This is a genomic window from Myxococcus sp. CA033 (genome assembly GCF_013336625.1).
In the GTDB taxonomy this organism is placed as follows: Bacteria; Myxococcota; Myxococcia; order Myxococcales; family Myxococcaceae; genus Myxococcus; species Myxococcus llanfairpwllgwyngyllgogerychwyrndrobwllllantysiliogogogochensis.
Genome location: NZ_JABUMU010000028.1, coordinates 126620 through 142859, shown reverse-complemented (window position 1 = coordinate 142859; position 16240 = coordinate 126620). Strand labels below are relative to the sequence as shown.

Below are 16240 nucleotides of genomic sequence, written 5' to 3'. Positions count from 1 at the left end.
CGTCCGCTGACGCCAGAAAATTGACCACTGACAGCAACTTTCACCCGGACGCGCGGAGAATCGACTAAAACAAATTGGTCGATTGGTTTTTTATCCGCGTTCGCAGCCCGCATCCGAGGAGTGAGAGTCCATGGCCCCGATTCGCCGCGCCGCCACCCCGACACCTTCCGCCGTGCCTCAGCAGCCGACCGTCGCCGCGCCCCCTCCGCCGCCTCCGCCTCCGCCTCCAGCGCCGAAGCAGGAGCCCGCGGCGGGCCACTCGGGGCGCAGCAGCTTCCAGTCGGGTCGGCGTCCCTCGATGGACCTGTTCGGCGGCGCGGGGCCGGCGAGCACGCTGCGCACGGAGGTGTTGGGCGACGGCAAGGCCAACTGCCTGGAGAAGGCCAACACGCTGTCGAAGCCAGGGGACCAGGTGCTGCTGCTCAGCGACTCGCGCGACAGCGTGGGCCACGCGCTGGTGCGAAAGCCGGGCGGTGCCGTCGTCGACCCGAACGAGCCCGGCAAGACGTACGCGAACCTCGCCGAGTGGAAGGCGACGCATTCATCCTACGGCCAGCCGGTGGCGGTGCCGGACGCGCAGCTCGCGCGCATCCTGTCCGTGCCTCCGGGCCCCGCGCGTGAGGCGCTCATCCACGGCTTCGGTCTGACGGGCGCCGCGGCGCGCTCGGTGGCGGACGACGCGGCGGCGACGACGACGGGGGATGCGGCGGACCCGACAAAGAAGAAGGAGCTGGTGGACCTGACGCCGTCCGTCAACATCTCCACCGATGGCACCCTCGAAGTGGGCATCAAGGCCGAGTTCAAGCCCGCGGAAGGGGAGAAGAAGAAGGGCGAGGTGAAGGGCACCATCTCCGGCGGCGCCTACGCGGAGACGGAGGTCAAGCTGAGCTGGAACCCCACGGAGCCCACCGCGGACGGCCGGCACCTCATCACCGTTACGTTCGATGCCACCGGTGGCCTCAAGGGCGGCGCGGGCATCGAGGCGGGCGAGGTGGGCCCGTTCGGCGTGGAGATTGGCGCGGAGTCCGGGAGCAAGAAATCGGTCAGCTTCCAGCTCGCGCTCACCGAGGGGGAGATTGGCCAGCTCATCATGAACCCCGGCGGCTTCCAGGTCCCCACGTTGAGCGACCCGCTGGCGCTGCCGCCCGGCAGCAAGCTCGTCATGGACGCCTCTGACTTCGTGACGACGTCGAGCGGTCTGTCCATCGGGCCCCTGAAGCTCAGTGGGGAGAATGGCAAGGAGCAGACCCAGTCGGTGGCGGTGGAGCGCACCGGAGACACCACGGTGCGCGTGACGGTGGGCCCGGAGGAGACGCTCACGTCGAAGCTGGAGCTGGGCTTGGAGTTGACCCTCAAGGGACACAAGGTCGGCGGCGGCATCGGCTCGGAGCACAGCTACACGCAGGGCAACTCCGCGAGCGTGGAGTTCGACCTGGCCACGCCAGAGGGCCGCACGGCCTACGAGACTTTCGTCCGGGAGGGCACGCTCCCCACGCAGACGGGCCCGGGGGTCCTGGACGTGCGCACCCAGCAGACCTGGTCCGAGGAGGGCTCGCTCAGCGCGGAGCTGCACCTGACGAAGTTCGTCGGCTTCGAGCACCAGTTCTGGGATGAGAGCCTGACGCAGACGGTGACGACGGTGAATGGCCAGACGACGGTGACGGCCGAGGGCAAGGTGGCCGGCACGGACAACTCGTTTGAAATCCAGTTCTCGCTCAACCCGGACGGCTCGCGGAAGTTCGAGGGGATGAGCATGGACATCCTCCAGTACGGCGGCACCGAGTACACCACCATCACCGTGACGGGCGCGGAGGGGCTGGCGAACGTGCAGAACGTCGCGGCCCGGCAGGCGCAGGACATGGTGGTGGGCTTCTTCGCGGACTCCAGCGACCCCGCGGCGCTCGCGGCCCAGCGTCAGAAGCTCAAGGCGGAGGGCGAGCCCTTCGCCACCCTGGCGATGACGCCGAATGACCCGGGCTACAGCCACGAGGCCTGGCTCACCGCGTATCGCGACTTCGACGCGACGCACGACTACCTGCCCGATGTACCCTCCACCACGATGATGTTGATGGAGGCCACGCCGGAGTCGATGCCCACGACGCTCTTCATGAGCCTGGGCACCGCGGGCCACGTGGACCAGAACCCCCTGGCCACGAGGACGGACGGCACGACGGCCAGCTACAACATGCCGGGGTGGATTGACCTGGGCCTCGGCCAGATGCCGGGCGTCGAGGTGAAGTGACGCGAGGACCGTAGGCGGCCGCGGCCCGCTCCTGAGTTCCGGGGTGGGCCGTCAGCCTTGGGATGAGGGAACGACCAGTCCTCACCCCTCCCTCCGTAGTAACTCCAGGGGTCGTGCACGGACGCGTGCCTGCCCGCGCGGAGTTCCTTCAGCGGAGGCGCCTTTCATGTCTCGAAGTAGAAGTCTTGGCAGCAGTGTGCTGTTGGCCGCCGCATTGGTCTCCACCCCCGGCCTCGCTGATGAGGAGGTGACGAACGTGCTCGCCTCGGACCGGTATCCGGTCCCCGCCGTCCGGGAGGGCAAGTACCGCAACCGCATCGCCTTGGAGCTGGGAGGAGGGGGCTGGCAGACGTTCGTGGGGGACCTGCACAACCACCCTCGCGGCCATGACTCCCTGGGCGGCGGGTCGCTCAGCTTCACGCCCCAGATCATCCGAAGCGAGGTGCTGCTGTCCGCCTTCCGCCATGGCTATGACTTCTTCGGCACCAGCAACCACACCACGTCGTGGAAGTCCTATGACGACGATGACCCCATCTCCCAGCTGAGCCCCGTGTTGGATGCGAACGGGCAATCCGAGCTGCTCGTCGTCAGGGGCAGGGAGTCCCATGTGGGCCCGGATGATGGGACGGGCTCCAGCCATGACCACCACTTCAACAGCTTCAACCGCAATCTGCATGTCAACTCCTCCAACATCGGGAACATGCACGACGAGATCGTCGACAACTACTCGGCGGACCCGCTGCTGAGCACCCACATCCAGCTGAACCATCCGAATGACGACGTGTATTTCACGCTCCCCACGGCGCCGGACCGACGCCAGAAGGTGAGAGATGCCGTCGAACTCGCCGAGTACAACGGGCTCCCCAAGTATTTCGAGCTGCTGCGGCGCGGCTTCCGCGTCGCCCCCGTCTCCAATACCGACGCGCACGCCTCCGTCCGCGCGCAACTGGGCTCCGAATTCCAGGCGCAGAACCCGGACGGCTCCTGGGTGCTGCCCTACATCGATGAGCCCGGTGTGCCTCGCGAGAAGATCCAAGGCTTCGACACGGCCCAGGGCCGCGCCGGTGTCGTCCTGCCTCCCGGTACGCCGTGGAACTACGAGAACTTCCTCACCGCGCTGCGCAACCGCTCGGTGTTCCGCACGGCCCTGCCGCCTGCCTCCGGCTTCTTCATGGCCAACGGCCGTCCCATGGGCTCCGAGTTCGCGCTGAGCCCCACCGAGCGGCGCCTGGACTTCACCGTGTGGGGGACGACCAAGGATGGCACCGGCGGAGGCAACCAGTGGACGGTGCTCCAGGTCTGGAGTCCCTTCCAGCCCGACGCCCCCATCAAGGAGATTACCTACGAGGATGAGCATCTCATCAACCTGAAGGAGGTCTTCTCGCTGACGCCGTACGAGTCCATCTACGTCGTCACACTCCGGCAGAATTGGGAGAATGCCGACGTCGTGATGGCGCCCATCTGGGTCACCAATCCCATCAGCAAGCCCATCCTTTCCCTCCCTGTCTCAGTGGTCACCCGTGGCTCCCAGCACCCATTCCTGTCCATCAGCGGCGGAGGCGACACCTTGCTCCTCCAGCGCGCGACAGAGCAGGCGCCCAATTCCTGGCAGACCGTCGCGACCATCACCAACAACTACCTCTATCCTATCGACCACCGCAGCCAGCGGAGGGTCTCCCACTGGCGGGTCGTGGACGCCTACCAGCAGACCGTCGTCTCCAATCCGGTGACGCTGACCGTCACGGATGTGATTGACGTCGACACGCCGTCACTGCCCACGCCCATCCTCGATGGCGTCAACGTTACGATCCACTGGACCTTCCCCACGCCCCTGAACGTCGACTACTACGCCTCGCGCGACGACGGCCTCACGTGGACCAAGGTTGGTGAGGATTCCTCCTGGGCGTATACGAATCGAAGCTGGAATTTCTACACGGGTGGATGGGGCAACTCAAACGTGATGATCAGGGTCGTGGAGCAGGGAGGCGCGGGCAGCGTCGGAGTCACGGCTCCCTTCTTCGTCGCCCCCGCCGTCGAGTACCTGATTCCCGTCTCGTTCACGCATGCCTCCATCAACCCCAGCACGGCCTACAAGGCGACGGATGCCGACCCGGGGACCTGCTGGTACACGAACAACGGCAATGAGCAGTTGGTGTACGTCGACCTGGGCCAGGTGCATCTGGTCAAGCGAATGGAGCTCCTCTTCGGTGCGTCGAATCCGCCCAGCTGGTCCCTGGGCATCAGCGCGAACCAAAGCACCTACACCACGACCGACAGCGGAACGCTGACCTACGCCGCCAACCAGGCGCTTGTCAGGGATTACAGGCTGCAGCCCGGAGGTGGACTCAGTACGCGCTACCTGCGCTTCTCGCTCTCGGGGACCTTCCCGGGCGTCACCACCCAGTCCCAGATCTGCAACCTCCGGTTCTACCGGTAGCCCCGTCACCCATGTCTCGCGCCCTCCTTCCGCCCCTGTTGGGCTGGAAGGAGGGGACATGCCCTATACCCACCTGGAGGATCCCGGGGAGCCCTGTCTCCGTCGGTGCCCGAGTCCCCACCTGAACTGCAAGGGGAGGACCAAAGAGGCTCGAGGTGGGGCGGCCCGGCGCGCTGGCGGGGATTCCGTTGCCAGATGACAAGCATCGGCGGCTCGCTGGGGAACATGGCGCCTCCCTCGCCGTATCGGGGATGACCCTCCACGCCTTCGTGGATGGCTTTGTCACCGAGGCTCCACATGAAGACTCTTTCGCTCTCCCTGGGAGCATGGCGCTCTCTTTGCGTCCTGCTCCCGGCCCTGCTCTCCGCCTGCGGTGGGTCTTCCGCCCCAGGCGTCGACGCCGGCCCTCAGCCCGATGACGCGGGCACCCCCGACGCCGGGCCTCCACCGTGGGACGGCACCGCCACCGCGCTCGAGGACCTGGGCGACTGGGTGGATACCGGCCGCTATGACGCGTGCCAGTTCGTCAATCCGGAGAGCCTCGACCCGCTCCTCTGCGAGAGCCTCACGGCCTTTGATTCATCCAGTTGCTCCGCCCAGGAACTCTCCGGCGTGGAGGGCCGGGGCATCTACCAGGTCAACCTCCGAGGGGAGATGCGCGTTCGCGCCAACCGCCCCACCACCACGACGGTCTCCCGTTCCGCCATCAGCATCGGGCTCCACGACGACGGCACCCCGGACGCGCTGGGCAGCGGGCCGGTCATCGCCCGCGTGACGGAAGGCGGCACGTTCTTCCTCACGGGAAGACGCGGCCTTGCGACTCCCGAGGGCGACATCATCACCACCGCCTCGTTCGCCGGCTGCCATGTTCCGTCGCCCGGCGTCATCACGGGCTGCTACGTGTCGTGTTCCAGCGACGCGCGGTTCGGCAAGACGCTCGGGACCTTCGTGGCCCATCGCATGACCTGGGCGGCCGGAGAGGGAGAGTCCTCCGGTGGCCTCTCGCTCATGTCGGAGGCCGCCACCTCCGTCGGCAGGCCCGCGGACCTCTTCGTCGCCAAGGAGCACGCCTACGTCGTCTCGCTGGATGGTCCGCCTCGGGTGGGCGGGCTCAGCGTCTTCGACGTGAGGGACCGGCGCAACCCCGTCCTGAAGAAGACGGTGAGCCTTGCTGGCGACACGTCCTGGAACGGCGTCTGGGCCAGGGGAGATGCGCTCTACATCGCCAGCAATTCCTCCGGGCTCGTCATCTTCGACATCAGCGACCCGGCCAATCCCGTGTTCGTGCGCCGAGCCGAGGGCCCTCACACCGTCCACACCGTGCTCGTCGACGCGGACCGGCTCTACGCCAACGCCCCGGGCACGGGGACCTATGTCTACGACGTCTCCAACCCCCTGGAGCCCACGCTGCTCCAGATTGTCACGCCGACGCCGGGAGGCTTCAGCAGCGGTCCCCATGACGTCTTCGCCTACCAGGGCCGCCTCTACATCAGCAACGCCGAGTCGGGCTTCTCCATCATGGACATCACCGACCTGAACGACGTGCGCCACCTGGGGGACTACTTCCGGCCCGACGCCATCAGCTACGCGCACCACAGCGCGGTGGGGACCTTCGCGGGTCGCACCATCGCCTTCGAGGGCGGCGAGTTCAATGGCTCCCACGTGCGCGTGCTCGACGTGACGGACCCGGCGAACATCGTCCTCATCGGCACCCACCGCATGCGGCCCGTCGTGTCCATGCACAACCTGCTGCTGCGGGGCCAACTGCTCTACGTCGCCTGGTACCACGAGGGCCTGCGCGTCCTGGATGTCTCGAACCCCACCCAGCCGAGACAGGTCGCCCACTTCAACACCTTCCGGGAGACCGACCCGGGACGAAGCCATGGCGTCTTCGAGGGCAACTACGGAGTCCGTATCCCCGGCGACGGCTACGTGTACCTCGTGGACTCGGTGCGCGGGCTCGTCATCGTCAACGAGTTGTAGCGGCGGACGCACCCCGGAGGTCGTTGGTTCGGCAGGTCGCCCGAGGCGACGACTTCCCTGACACCGGGGGCTTTTCCGCGTCCTGGCGGAACGCAGGCTGGGCGCGTTGGAACGCAACGCTCCGCCCCGACGACGGGCATTCCCGTGGCAGGACCCCTGGCATGGCGGTTGCTGTAGCGGCGGCGTCTCTCAAGGGGCTTCCGCATGAACTGCTACGGGTGTCGGAAGTGCGAGCTGATCTGGTTCTCATCGAAGAAGAGCAGTGTCTGCCCCTACTGCGAGCAGTCCAACTGGCTCATGCTCCTGGAAGACATTCCGGATAACCTCCCGAAGCTCTCGCGCTACAATTGTACGGGCTGTAACTCCAAGATGGATTACGTCGCGGGCATGTCCGTGCAGTGCTGCGGCAGTTGCAGCCAGGTATACGAGGATCCGGATCTCGACATGGAGGTCGTCACCACCGTCACGACCTCCAGCCCTTTCAAGCCATTCAAGGCCCCTAGCAAGAGTATCACGCCCAAGAAGACCGTCGTCATCCAGTCCCCGAAGGTCACCCTCTCCCGGGAAGAGCGCATCGAAAAACAGACGCTCTTCCACATCTATCAGTGCAAGGGCTTTGATTGCCTCAATCTCTGGGCCTCGGATACCCGGCACAAGAGTTCGCGCTGTCCCTTCTGTGGAAAGGGTCTCTTCGAGCTTGTCAAAGCCGACGAGAAGAACGTGGGGGCGATCGGGCTGGCCTGTCTGATCTGTGGCTGTATGATCTGTTACAGCATCGAGCAGTCAGCCCCCCAGCACTGCCCTTACTGTGGGGAGAACAACCTGTCGCGGCAGTCCAATGAGATTCGCAAGGCCCTGCTGGCCTCGGTGCGTGCGCGGAAGGCGAAGTACCTCGTTGACGAAAGCCTCCAGTCCACGTGCCGCATCAACTTCCGGCAGGACTTCAAGAACTCGATGCCCAGCATCAAGGACATCAGCGGCGTCTGGATGCATCGGCGTCACGTCATCCCCCAGCACCTGCTGCGGGCCGTCTGGAACGCCGCGGTCAAGCAGAACAACGCGGGCGGGAAGCACTTGGAGGTACTGGCCTCGGCGTTGGGGCTGAATGGCAAATTCAAGAACGAACAACACCTCGCCTCGGCCATCCTCTACACCCTCAACGAGAACGCCAAGAACCTCTTCCTCGCGGAAGGCACCCCCAACTCCGCCATTGGCGCGCTGGCTCATTCCCTCCATGAGCTCGCCGCGAAGTACTCGAACCTGACTGTCTCCTCGTCAAACCCCTTGAGTGGGCTCATTGAGGAGTTCAAGTCCATCAAGTCTCCGCCCCAATGGGGCAAGGCCGTCGGGCAGTTGGTCCACGAAATCATTCAGACCTACACCGAGGTCCTCGAGGAGGCGTCCTCGCTCCAGGAGGCCGTGAGCATCGTGGAGGACCTGGCGGACACCGCGAACCTGGACCTCGACACCACGGCCCAGGGGCTCGGCAATCAGAACAAGAACGCCGTGACGCTCTACCTGAAGTTCCAGCAGTGGGAGCAGTCGCCAGGGAGCTGGGATGACTTCATCCAGCTGCTCCTGGCGTTCATGTCCACGGACATGGTGGGCTGAGCGCCATGTCGGCTCACACGCTGGCCCCTCAGTAGGGCTTGTCGCCCTTCACCACGCCGAAGCCGGACGCCTCCGCGAAGACGCCGTTCACCGTCGTGCCTCCATTGTGGATGCTGGGGAACATGGGCTGCATGCTCTGGGGGAACCCGAAGGTCGGCTTCGTGAGCGCGTCGAGGCGGCCGAGCTGCTCCGCCGTCAGCTTCACCTCGAGGGCGCCGACGTTGTCCTCCAGCTGCGACAGCCGCCGCGCTCCGATGATGGTGGAACTCACGCCCGGCTGTGCCTGCACCCAGGCCAGCGCCACGCGCGCCACGGTGCTCCCCTGCTCGCGGGCGATGGCCGCGAGCGCGTCGATGAGGGCGTAGGTCTTCTCGTTCAGGTACGGGTCCAGGAAGGCGCCTCGGTCGCCCTTCTGCTGTCCGGCGTTCGCTCGGGTGTACTTGCCGCTGAGCGCGCCGCTCTTGAGCGGGGACCACGGGGTGATGCCGAGCCCGAGCTCGAGCGCCATGGGCACCAGCTCCTGCTCGACGCTGCGCTCCAACAGGGAGTATTCAATCTGCAACCCGATGAAGGAAGACCAGCCCCGGAAGTGCGCCATCACATTGGCCTGGGCAATCTTCCACGCGGGCGTGTCCGAGACGCCGAGGTAGCGGACCTTGCCAGCCCGGACCAGGTCCTCGAGCGCGGCCATCGTCTCCTCGATGGGCGTGTGGATGTCCCAGTTGTGCAGCCAGTAGAGGTCGATGTAGTCGGTCTGCAGCCGGCGCAGCGAGTTCTCGCACGCGGAGATGATGGACTTGCGGCCCGAGCCACCGCCGTTCGGGTCCCCCGGGTAGAGGTTGCCGCTGAACTTCGTCGCGATGACGAGCCTGTCCCGTCGCGCCGGGTGGCGCCCGACGTGGTCGCCGATGATCTTCTCGGAGTGGCTCTTCGTGTAGAAGTTCGCGGTGTCGATGAAGTTGCCGCCGAGCTCGATGTACCGGTCGATGATGTGCTGGGATTCCTCGACGCTCGTCCCCCAACCGAGGTCTTCACCGAAAGTCATGGCACCGAGGCACAGCGGGCTCACGCGCAGGCCTGAACGGCCGAGCGTCACGTAGTGGTTGAGAGGCATGGACGGCTCCAGGGGCGTGCTACATTGTAGGGACGACGAACTAGTTCAAGATGGAATTGGATTAATGTTGAACCAATTCCCGCGCAAGGTGCCATGGCGAAAATCGACGCGGCGAGAATCTGGTCGCTCAACCACCGGCTGTTGATGGCGGTGATTTCCAGTGTCGCCTCCGACATCACCGCACTGGGGCTCGAGACGAAGGAGCTGTTCGTGCTCGCGGAGGTGGACGCCCACCCCTATCCGGCCGAACTGGCGGCATCCCTCTGCATCCCCAAGCCGTCGGTGACGCTGTACGTGAAGCGGCTCGAGGCCGCGGGCTTCCTGCGCCGTGAAATTGACACCGAGGACCTGCGGCGGCACCGGCTGCAGCTCACCCCGGCTGGTCGCAAGGTGATGCAGCAGGGCACCGCGCTGCTCTCCGAGGCGTTCGGCGAGAAGCTCGGGCGGCTGAGCGCCGCACAGCAGGCGGAGCTGCGAGCCCTCCTGGAGAAGATGAGCTGACCGGCCAGGGGTGCGGGCCGGGGTCCGTCAGGCAAGCGCCCCTCGAAGGGGCGGAATTCGTGCGCGGGGATGTCGAATTCGCGCGGCCCATTCCGACCTCGAATTGAAAGCGGATTCGAGGTCGGAGGTTCTGCGCATGCGAGCGAAGGCGTCGGTCGAGGCGGATGTGTCCCAGGTGGCGGTGAGAAATGACTCGGGTGTCACGGGGACGGGGCGGCCCGCCCGTCGCGTCGCCCGGAGCGTGGGTGCGGTGCTCGCGGGGCTGCTCGTGAATGCCCTGCTCTCCACGGGGACGGATGCGGTGCTGCATGCCACGGGCATCTATCCCCCGGTGGGGCAGCCCATGTCGGATGCGCTCTTCGGGCTGGCGACGGCGTACCGCGTCGTCTTCGGTATCCTCGGGTTCTATGTGACGGCGAGGCTCGCGCCGGACAGGCCGATGCGCCACGTGTTGTGGCTCGGTGTCGTGGGGCTGGCCTTGAGCACCCTGGGCGCCGTGGCGACATGGGGCAAAGGTCCCGAGTTTGGCCCCACCTGGTATCCGCTGCTGCTCATCGCCACGGTGATGCCGTGCGCCTGGGTGGGCGGACGGCTGGGTGAAGCCCGGCTTTCAGCCGCGAGGCGGACTTGAACGAGGGTGCCCGGTCCCGCGAGCCGCGCTCGCGAGGAGGAGTGCTCCCGCGGAGGCCGAGAACACCGAGTAGTCCAGCGGTGACTTGAGTCCCTGGGAGACGGCCATGGCCGTGCCGAACACCGCCAGGAGCAGGGCGCTGCCGAGGGCCACCCGGCGTGGCCAGAGCCCGAGGACCAACGCGGTGCCCAGGAACAGCTCGGCGGCGGTCGCGGACCAGGCGAGGAATGGGATGGTCGACGCGGGCATGAACGCGTTGACCTCTGCCGTGTAGCGAATGAAGTTGTCGAACCTCGCCAGACCGAGGTTCCCCGTCCATACGCCGAAGCGACTGGCGACCGCCGACAGGAACGCGGCCCCGAGCGCGAGCCGCGCGTAGAGGACTCCCACCCGGTCAAGACTCGGGATGGGTGTTCCATGGGCCGCCACCGGGGCCGCGCTCCCTTCCTCGCGGATGCGGTCGGTGGCGACGGCGGGGGTTGAGATGGACGGTTCGCGAGTCATGAGGTCTCCCGGGCCTGGTGAGCTGCCGGGGAGATTCTCGCGTCGCTGGCCACCTGGAAGGGCCAGTTCCGACGGAAGTCACTGGGCCAAACTTCCGACGGACACACGCGGAGGTGCCCTGGCGTCCAGGGCACCTCCGGTCCTTGCTGTCAGTGGAAGAACTCGACCGGGCTGGTGGAGTTCTGCGGCTGCCGCGAGGCGCGAGTCACGATGTCAGCGCTGTTGTTGTCCGTGTCCTGCCCGTTGCCGCGCGTGGCGTGCGCGCCGCCCACGGCCATGACGGCGGTGGTGGAGGAGACGACGGCCTTTCGCTCCAGGCTTCCACCGGAGGCAGGGTGCGAGGGCGCGGCGGTGCCCTCGGGGGCGTTCCCGGTGCCGTAGCCCAGCCGGTCCACGTCGATGTAGACCGTCCCCGACAGGCGCTGGAGGCGGATGTGACCGCCCCCGGTCGTGGACGAAGACGAATCGATGTTGTGGGTCGTGTCCGCGGTGACCGCCCCTGCGTAGGCCGTGCCGCCCAGCAGGAAGTAGCCGTGGGCCGGTATGCTCTTGCCAGCGGGGATGGTGTACGCCGTGCCGTAGTTGGTGCCGGTGGCGGACTTGTAGCTGAGCTGCCAGCCGGACAGGTCCACCGCCGCGCTCGTCGGGTTGTAGAGTTCCACGAATTCATCGCGCGCGTTCGCGGTCGTTCCTCCGCTGAACTCGCTGATGACGACGTGGTCCGTCTGCGGCCCCGCGAGCACCGTCACGGAGCCGTATGTGCCGGCGGGGGGCACGGCCACGCCGTTCTGGTCGCAGTACGTCCACGGCGCGCCCGCGTCCGTGAACCGGTAGCGGAAGCCGTAACGGTACGTGCCTGGGGTGGAGATGCTCAGCGCGGCCTTCACCTCATCGTTGTTGGACCCGGGCGGGTTGTAGCTTGCGTTGAAGTCCGCCGACGTCCACGTCCAGCCCGCGGGGTCGGTCGCATCCGTGCCATGGCCAAGCTGCGCCTCGATGCGCGGGTAGATGTCGTTGCCCGTCTGGTTCCTCGTCGTGACATCGAAGCTGTAGAACTGGCTGTAGATGTCATACGGGTCGAACGCGAGGATGCTCGCCGGGTAGGTGCCATCCCCGGTCGGGAACGTCTTCGGGTACTGGATGGCGCAGTAGTTCACCGGCTTCTCGACGTTCATCCCGCACTCGTCGTTGGCCCCGTGAGGGGTGCCCCGGTCGCCGCCCTCGAGGACGCCGGTCGAGTCACACCAGTACCAGGGCTTGGAAGCCGCCGCCGTGCCCACGATGCTGGACGCGAGGCTCATCGCGCGGCCGACCGTCTGCGGGAACGCGTTCGTGTACTGGAGGCTGGCCACCGGGGTGCCTTCCTGCGTGAAGGTGATGGACCCGGTGTTGTCCAGATGCACGTTCGTGCCGTACGCGTGGTTCGCGAACACGCCGCCGTTGGTCCCGAAGTTCGCGTTCTGCGCGAGCACCACCCTCGCACCCGGGTCGACCACCAGCGCGTGTCCATGGTTCATCGTGAAGGTCGTGGCCGTGCCCACGCCGTCCACGAAGCTCACCGACATGCCATTCAGGTCCAACAGCTTCGTGCTGGTGTTGGTCAGCTCCACGTACTCCGTGGTGCCCGTGGACGGGGAGTGCATCACCTCCGAGATGGCCAGCTCACCCGCGCCCGGATGCGGCGCATTGGCGCACGCGCCCGCATGGCAGACGGCGTCCGCGCCAGGGCAGGCCTGCAGCTCCAACTCACCAAGCTCGCAGGTCGGCTGGCCTGAGACGATGACGCACATCGACGGGTACACCTCCAGGGACGTGCCATCCTCCGCGCAGGTCGGGGCCGGCGGAGTGCAGACGTAGTCATCACAGGGATTGGTGGTGCTCGCGCTCGCGGTGGTCAGGGCACTGCCGTTGCCCGCGCCGTCGAACGTCTTCAGGGCGAAGAAGTACGTCGTTCCCACCTCCAGGCCGGAGACAGTGAAGGACTCCGACGTGCCCGGGGCCTGGGGAGCGCTCACCCCCGTCACCACCGTGGCGGCTTCGAAGGTGGCCTCGGTGATGGCCGCCGTGGCGTACCGGAGGTCGTACCGCGTCGCGGTGCCCAGGTCGCCGTCATCGCCAGGGGCCGCCCAGTCCAGGCGGATGCTGGTACCCGAAAGCACATGGGTCGCGAAGCCAGTCGCCACGGCGGGCGCCACCGTGTCGGAGATGAGCAGGTCCGCGGAAGAGGAGGGCGGCAGGCTGCCCGCGTTGGCCTCGAACCGATACGTGCCCTCGTCGACCACGATGAGGCCGGCGAAGGTCGCCACGCCGTCCACCGGGGTGCGGGTGGGCGAACCCTGGGTGAAGCTTCCACCCGTGAGCGACAACGTCACGTCGGTCTCGGCGTCGGTCACGGTGTTGCCGTACGCATCCCGCAGCGCCACCTGCACGTCCGCCAGCGCCTGTCGCACCGAGCCCGTCGTGGGCGCGGAGACGAACGCCAGGGCGTCGAGTGCGGCCGGAACGATGGACCAGGTGTGCGTGCCTCTCAGGGTCGCGGTCACCACGTCCTCCGCGATGACCTCCTGGTCACCGGCGGTGCGCGGCTCCACGCTGAATACGTGCCGCCCCGCGTCCGCCAGGGTGAACGTGTAGGCGCCGGGAAGCACCGCCTGCGCGTCCGAGGACGAGAACGTCACCGTGGAGGCGTAGCCCGTCGCGACGTTGCCGTAGGTGTCGCGCGCCACCAACTCGTAGCTCTGCGTCTGGCCCGCGACGAACGGCCCCGCGCCCGCGATGACCTCGAAGGACGCGGCGGCGATGGAGCGCACTTCGGCGTCCACCGTGGCGGAGAGGTCCGAGGTGACGGTGTCCGTCGCGGTGAGGGACTGCGTCCCCGCCGTCTTGAACACCAGTCCGGTGAGGAACTTCTGGCCCTGGTCCGCCGAGGTGAAGGTCGCATCCGGAGGCAGCTCCGCCTGCGCGTCCGAGGACGTGAAGTGCACCGTGCCGGCGTAGTCCCGCGCGAGGTTGCCGAAGGAGTCCGTCAGCGACACGCCCGCTTCGAGCGCCTGGCCCGCATCCACCGGCGCCGAGAATTGCCACAGCACCAGCTTCGACACCGGCCCCGCGCGCACGGTGAAGGACTGGCTCTGCTGACTGATGGCTCCCGCCGTGGCGGTGAACTTGAAGGCATCCGCCGTGTCCACGCGCAGCCCCTGGAAGGTGGCTACGCCGTTGATGGCCGACACCGTCGCCGCCGGGAAGGAGGCCTGGCCCGTCAACGTCAGCGTCACCGCGGAGGTGGCCGTGGTGACGACGTCACCGCGTGCATCCTGGAGCGCCACGCGCACGTCCGCGAGCGTCGTGCCCGCCGTGCCGTCCGCGGGCTGCGTCACGAACGCCAACTGCGTCACCTCTGGATGGGCCGTGGACACCGTCAGGCTGTCCGAGCGCGCGGTGTTGCCCTGCTTGTCCGTCACCTTCAGCGCCACATGGTACGTGGTGCCCGTCGCGAGCCCCGACAGCGTCACGGTCTGCACGGTGCCGGGAGGCACCGGACTTCCGCTGGCCACCAGCGTGCCGGCCTGGAAGGCCGCGTCAGAATCGATGGGAGACGTGGCGTAGCGCAGCTCCTGCGCCGTCAGGGTCCCTTGGGTGCCGTCATCGCCCACGCCTGTCCACTGCACGGTGAGGCCCGTCTCCGTCGCCGCCGTCTGCGTCAACACCGGCTTCGCGGGCGCCACGTCATCCACCACGGTGAGGTCCGCGCTGCTCGTGCCCTGCAGCCCATCCGCGGTGGCGTTCAGGCGAGCGACTCCATGGCCCGCGATGCTGAGTGTCGTGAACGTCGCGACGCCGTCGACCGGGGCCGCCTCCGTCGTGCCCGACAGCGTGAAGCCCGCCTGCGAGAGCGACAGGCTCACCGTGGGGGTGCTCACGCGGGCCGTGTTGCCGAAGGCGTCCTTCAAGGTGACTGCCACGGTGCCCAGGGATGCACGCGTCGACACGCGCGTGGGCTGCTGCGTGAATGCGAGGAGCGCGGGAGGCCCGGCGGTCACGTTCACATGAAGGGTGAACGAGATGGCGCTCGTGCCGTCATCCAGCGTCAGTCGCTGGCTCCCGGCGGTCTTGAAGGTGATGCCCGTGAAGGTGAACTGCCCCGCGTCCGAGGGCGTGTACACATGCGCGGCGGGAAGACTCGCCGCCGCGTCCGTGGACGTCAGCGCCACCGTGCCCGTGTAGTTCGTCACGGTGTTGAAGTGCGCGTCCTGCACCGTCACCTGGAGATCCCGCGCCACGCCCGCCACCGCCGACTCCATCTGCGTACTCAGCCCCACGGCCGCCGGAGCGCCGGGGTTCACCTTGAAGGAGGAACTCGTGGCCGGCTCGAGCCCCGGGGCGTTCGCGGTGAACTGGTAGGTGTCGCCCGCCCGCTTCAGCACCACGTCCGGAAAGAGCGCCACGCCGTCCACCGCCGTCACCGTCAATTGGCCCTCCGGGAAGACGACACCCACGGAGGCCAGCGACAGCGTGACTTCCGCCGTGGCGTTGGAGACCGTGGCCCCGGTGGCGTCCTGGAGGACGACCTCCAGGCCAGCGAGAGGAACACCCGCCACGCCATCCGGAAGGGCCTGCCGGAACGCGAGGCGCGAGGCCGTGGGGGTGACCGCGACAAACTCCACCGTGGCGGTGGCGGTGAGCGGAACCGTCAGGCCTTTCGCGTCCTTGACCGACGCCCTCACCGTCTTCACGCCTGGAGCCGTCGATACCACCAGCGCACGCGCCGAGCCGTCGCTGCCCGTCTGCCCCGGAGGCACCGCGATGGAAGCTCCCTCGCCGTCCACCGTCACCGTCACGGCGCGCCCGGACATCCGCGCGCCGTCCTTGCCCACCACCGTCACCGTGACGGCGGCCTGGTCCGTGCCGTTGGCGAGCACACCCGTGGGCTTGTCCACCGCCACCGAGGAGGCCGCCGCGTCCACCGTGTCCTCCGCTACGGGAGGCGGTCGCGGTGCGCTCCCGGAGTCGTTACAGCCAAGCGACAGACCCAGACACAACACGCTCAACCCCAGACAGCGGGCGAGCCCTTCGAAACGTGGGGACATGGATGTCTCCGTCCAGCGGGCGGCCCCCGCGCGGCAGTGCCTGCGTTCGCGGGGTTGCACTGCTTTCTAGCAGACATCCCTCGTTGCCACGACAGCGGGGATGGAACATTGTGGTTCAACTGGAGTCCTG

Annotated in this window: 9 protein-coding genes; 6 read left to right on the top strand and 3 right to left on the bottom strand. The window is 67.3% G+C overall.

The genetic code is table 11. From position 1 onward, the window contains the following. Window positions 1–130: 130 nt before the first annotated feature. From HUA78_RS39635 to HUA78_RS39620, 4 genes are all read left to right on the top strand, one after another. Window positions 131–2242, top strand: a complete 2112-nt coding sequence (locus tag HUA78_RS39635; protein ID WP_174478582.1) for a hypothetical protein — start codon at window positions 131–133, stop codon at window positions 2240–2242. A gap of 166 nt (window positions 2243–2408) precedes the next feature. Continuing rightward, window positions 2409–4679, top strand: a complete 2271-nt coding sequence (locus HUA78_RS39630; protein ID WP_174465099.1) for a hypothetical protein — start codon at window positions 2409–2411, stop codon at window positions 4677–4679. Window positions 4680–4976: 297 nt separating this feature from the next. Continuing rightward, the gene (locus tag HUA78_RS39625; RefSeq protein WP_174478581.1) at window positions 4977–6662 is read left to right on the top strand and encodes an LVIVD repeat-containing protein; all 1686 of its coding nucleotides are present in this window, start codon (window positions 4977–4979) and stop codon (window positions 6660–6662) included. A gap of 204 nt (window positions 6663–6866) precedes the next feature. Beyond that, the gene (locus tag HUA78_RS39620; protein ID WP_174463506.1) at window positions 6867–8273 is read left to right on the top strand and encodes a hypothetical protein; all 1407 of its coding nucleotides are present in this window, start codon (window positions 6867–6869) and stop codon (window positions 8271–8273) included. 28 nt (window positions 8274–8301) lie between these two features. On the opposite strand, the gene HUA78_RS39615 is transcribed toward HUA78_RS39620, so the two are convergent. Then, window positions 8302–9387, bottom strand: a complete 1086-nt coding sequence (locus HUA78_RS39615; RefSeq protein ID WP_174463507.1) for an aldo/keto reductase — start codon at window positions 9385–9387, stop codon at window positions 8302–8304. Between the two features lie 93 nt (window positions 9388–9480). On the opposite strand from HUA78_RS39615, the gene HUA78_RS39610 reads away from it, so the two are divergent. Next, the gene (locus HUA78_RS39610) at window positions 9481–9888 is read left to right on the top strand and encodes a MarR family winged helix-turn-helix transcriptional regulator (protein ID WP_174455754.1); all 408 of its coding nucleotides are present in this window, start codon (window positions 9481–9483) and stop codon (window positions 9886–9888) included. Between the two features lie 136 nt (window positions 9889–10024). Next, a complete protein-coding gene (locus HUA78_RS39605) occupies window positions 10025–10519 on the top strand; it encodes a hypothetical protein (RefSeq protein WP_254624152.1) in 495 nt (164 codons plus the stop codon). Here the strand turns inward: HUA78_RS39605 and HUA78_RS39600 are convergent. After that, window positions 10499–11023 carry a DoxX family protein gene (locus HUA78_RS39600; RefSeq protein ID WP_174478580.1) on the bottom strand — a complete coding sequence of 175 codons (525 nt, stop codon included), beginning with the start codon at window positions 11021–11023 and terminating at the stop codon, window positions 10499–10501. The genes HUA78_RS39605 and HUA78_RS39600 overlap by 21 nt on opposite strands. A gap of 149 nt (window positions 11024–11172) precedes the next feature. After that, window positions 11173–16110 (bottom strand): lamin tail domain-containing protein, encoded by a 4938-nt coding sequence (locus HUA78_RS39595; RefSeq protein ID WP_174478579.1) that lies wholly within the window; start codon window positions 16108–16110, stop codon window positions 11173–11175. Between the last annotated feature and the right edge of the window lie 130 nt (window positions 16111–16240).

Excerpts from the sequence above, each read along its gene's own strand:
- HUA78_RS39635 (WP_174478582.1), top strand. The coding sequence starts at position 131 with ATGGCCCCGATTCGCCGCGCCGCCACCCCGACACCTTCCGCCGTGCCT.
- HUA78_RS39630 (WP_174465099.1), top strand. The coding sequence starts at position 2,409 with ATGTCTCGAAGTAGAAGTCTTGGCAGCAGTGTGCTGTTGGCCGCCGCA.
- HUA78_RS39625 (WP_174478581.1), top strand. The coding sequence starts at position 4,977 with ATGAAGACTCTTTCGCTCTCCCTGGGAGCATGGCGCTCTCTTTGCGTC.
- HUA78_RS39620 (WP_174463506.1), top strand. The coding sequence starts at position 6,867 with ATGAACTGCTACGGGTGTCGGAAGTGCGAGCTGATCTGGTTCTCATCG.
- HUA78_RS39615 (WP_174463507.1), bottom strand. The coding sequence starts at position 9,387 with ATGCCTCTCAACCACTACGTGACGCTCGGCCGTTCAGGCCTGCGCGTG.
- HUA78_RS39610 (WP_174455754.1), top strand. The coding sequence starts at position 9,481 with ATGGCGAAAATCGACGCGGCGAGAATCTGGTCGCTCAACCACCGGCTG.
- HUA78_RS39605 (WP_254624152.1), top strand. The coding sequence starts at position 10,025 with ATGCGAGCGAAGGCGTCGGTCGAGGCGGATGTGTCCCAGGTGGCGGTG.
- HUA78_RS39600 (WP_174478580.1), bottom strand. The coding sequence starts at position 11,023 with ATGACTCGCGAACCGTCCATCTCAACCCCCGCCGTCGCCACCGACCGC.
- HUA78_RS39595 (WP_174478579.1), bottom strand. The coding sequence starts at position 16,110 with ATGTCCCCACGTTTCGAAGGGCTCGCCCGCTGTCTGGGGTTGAGCGTG.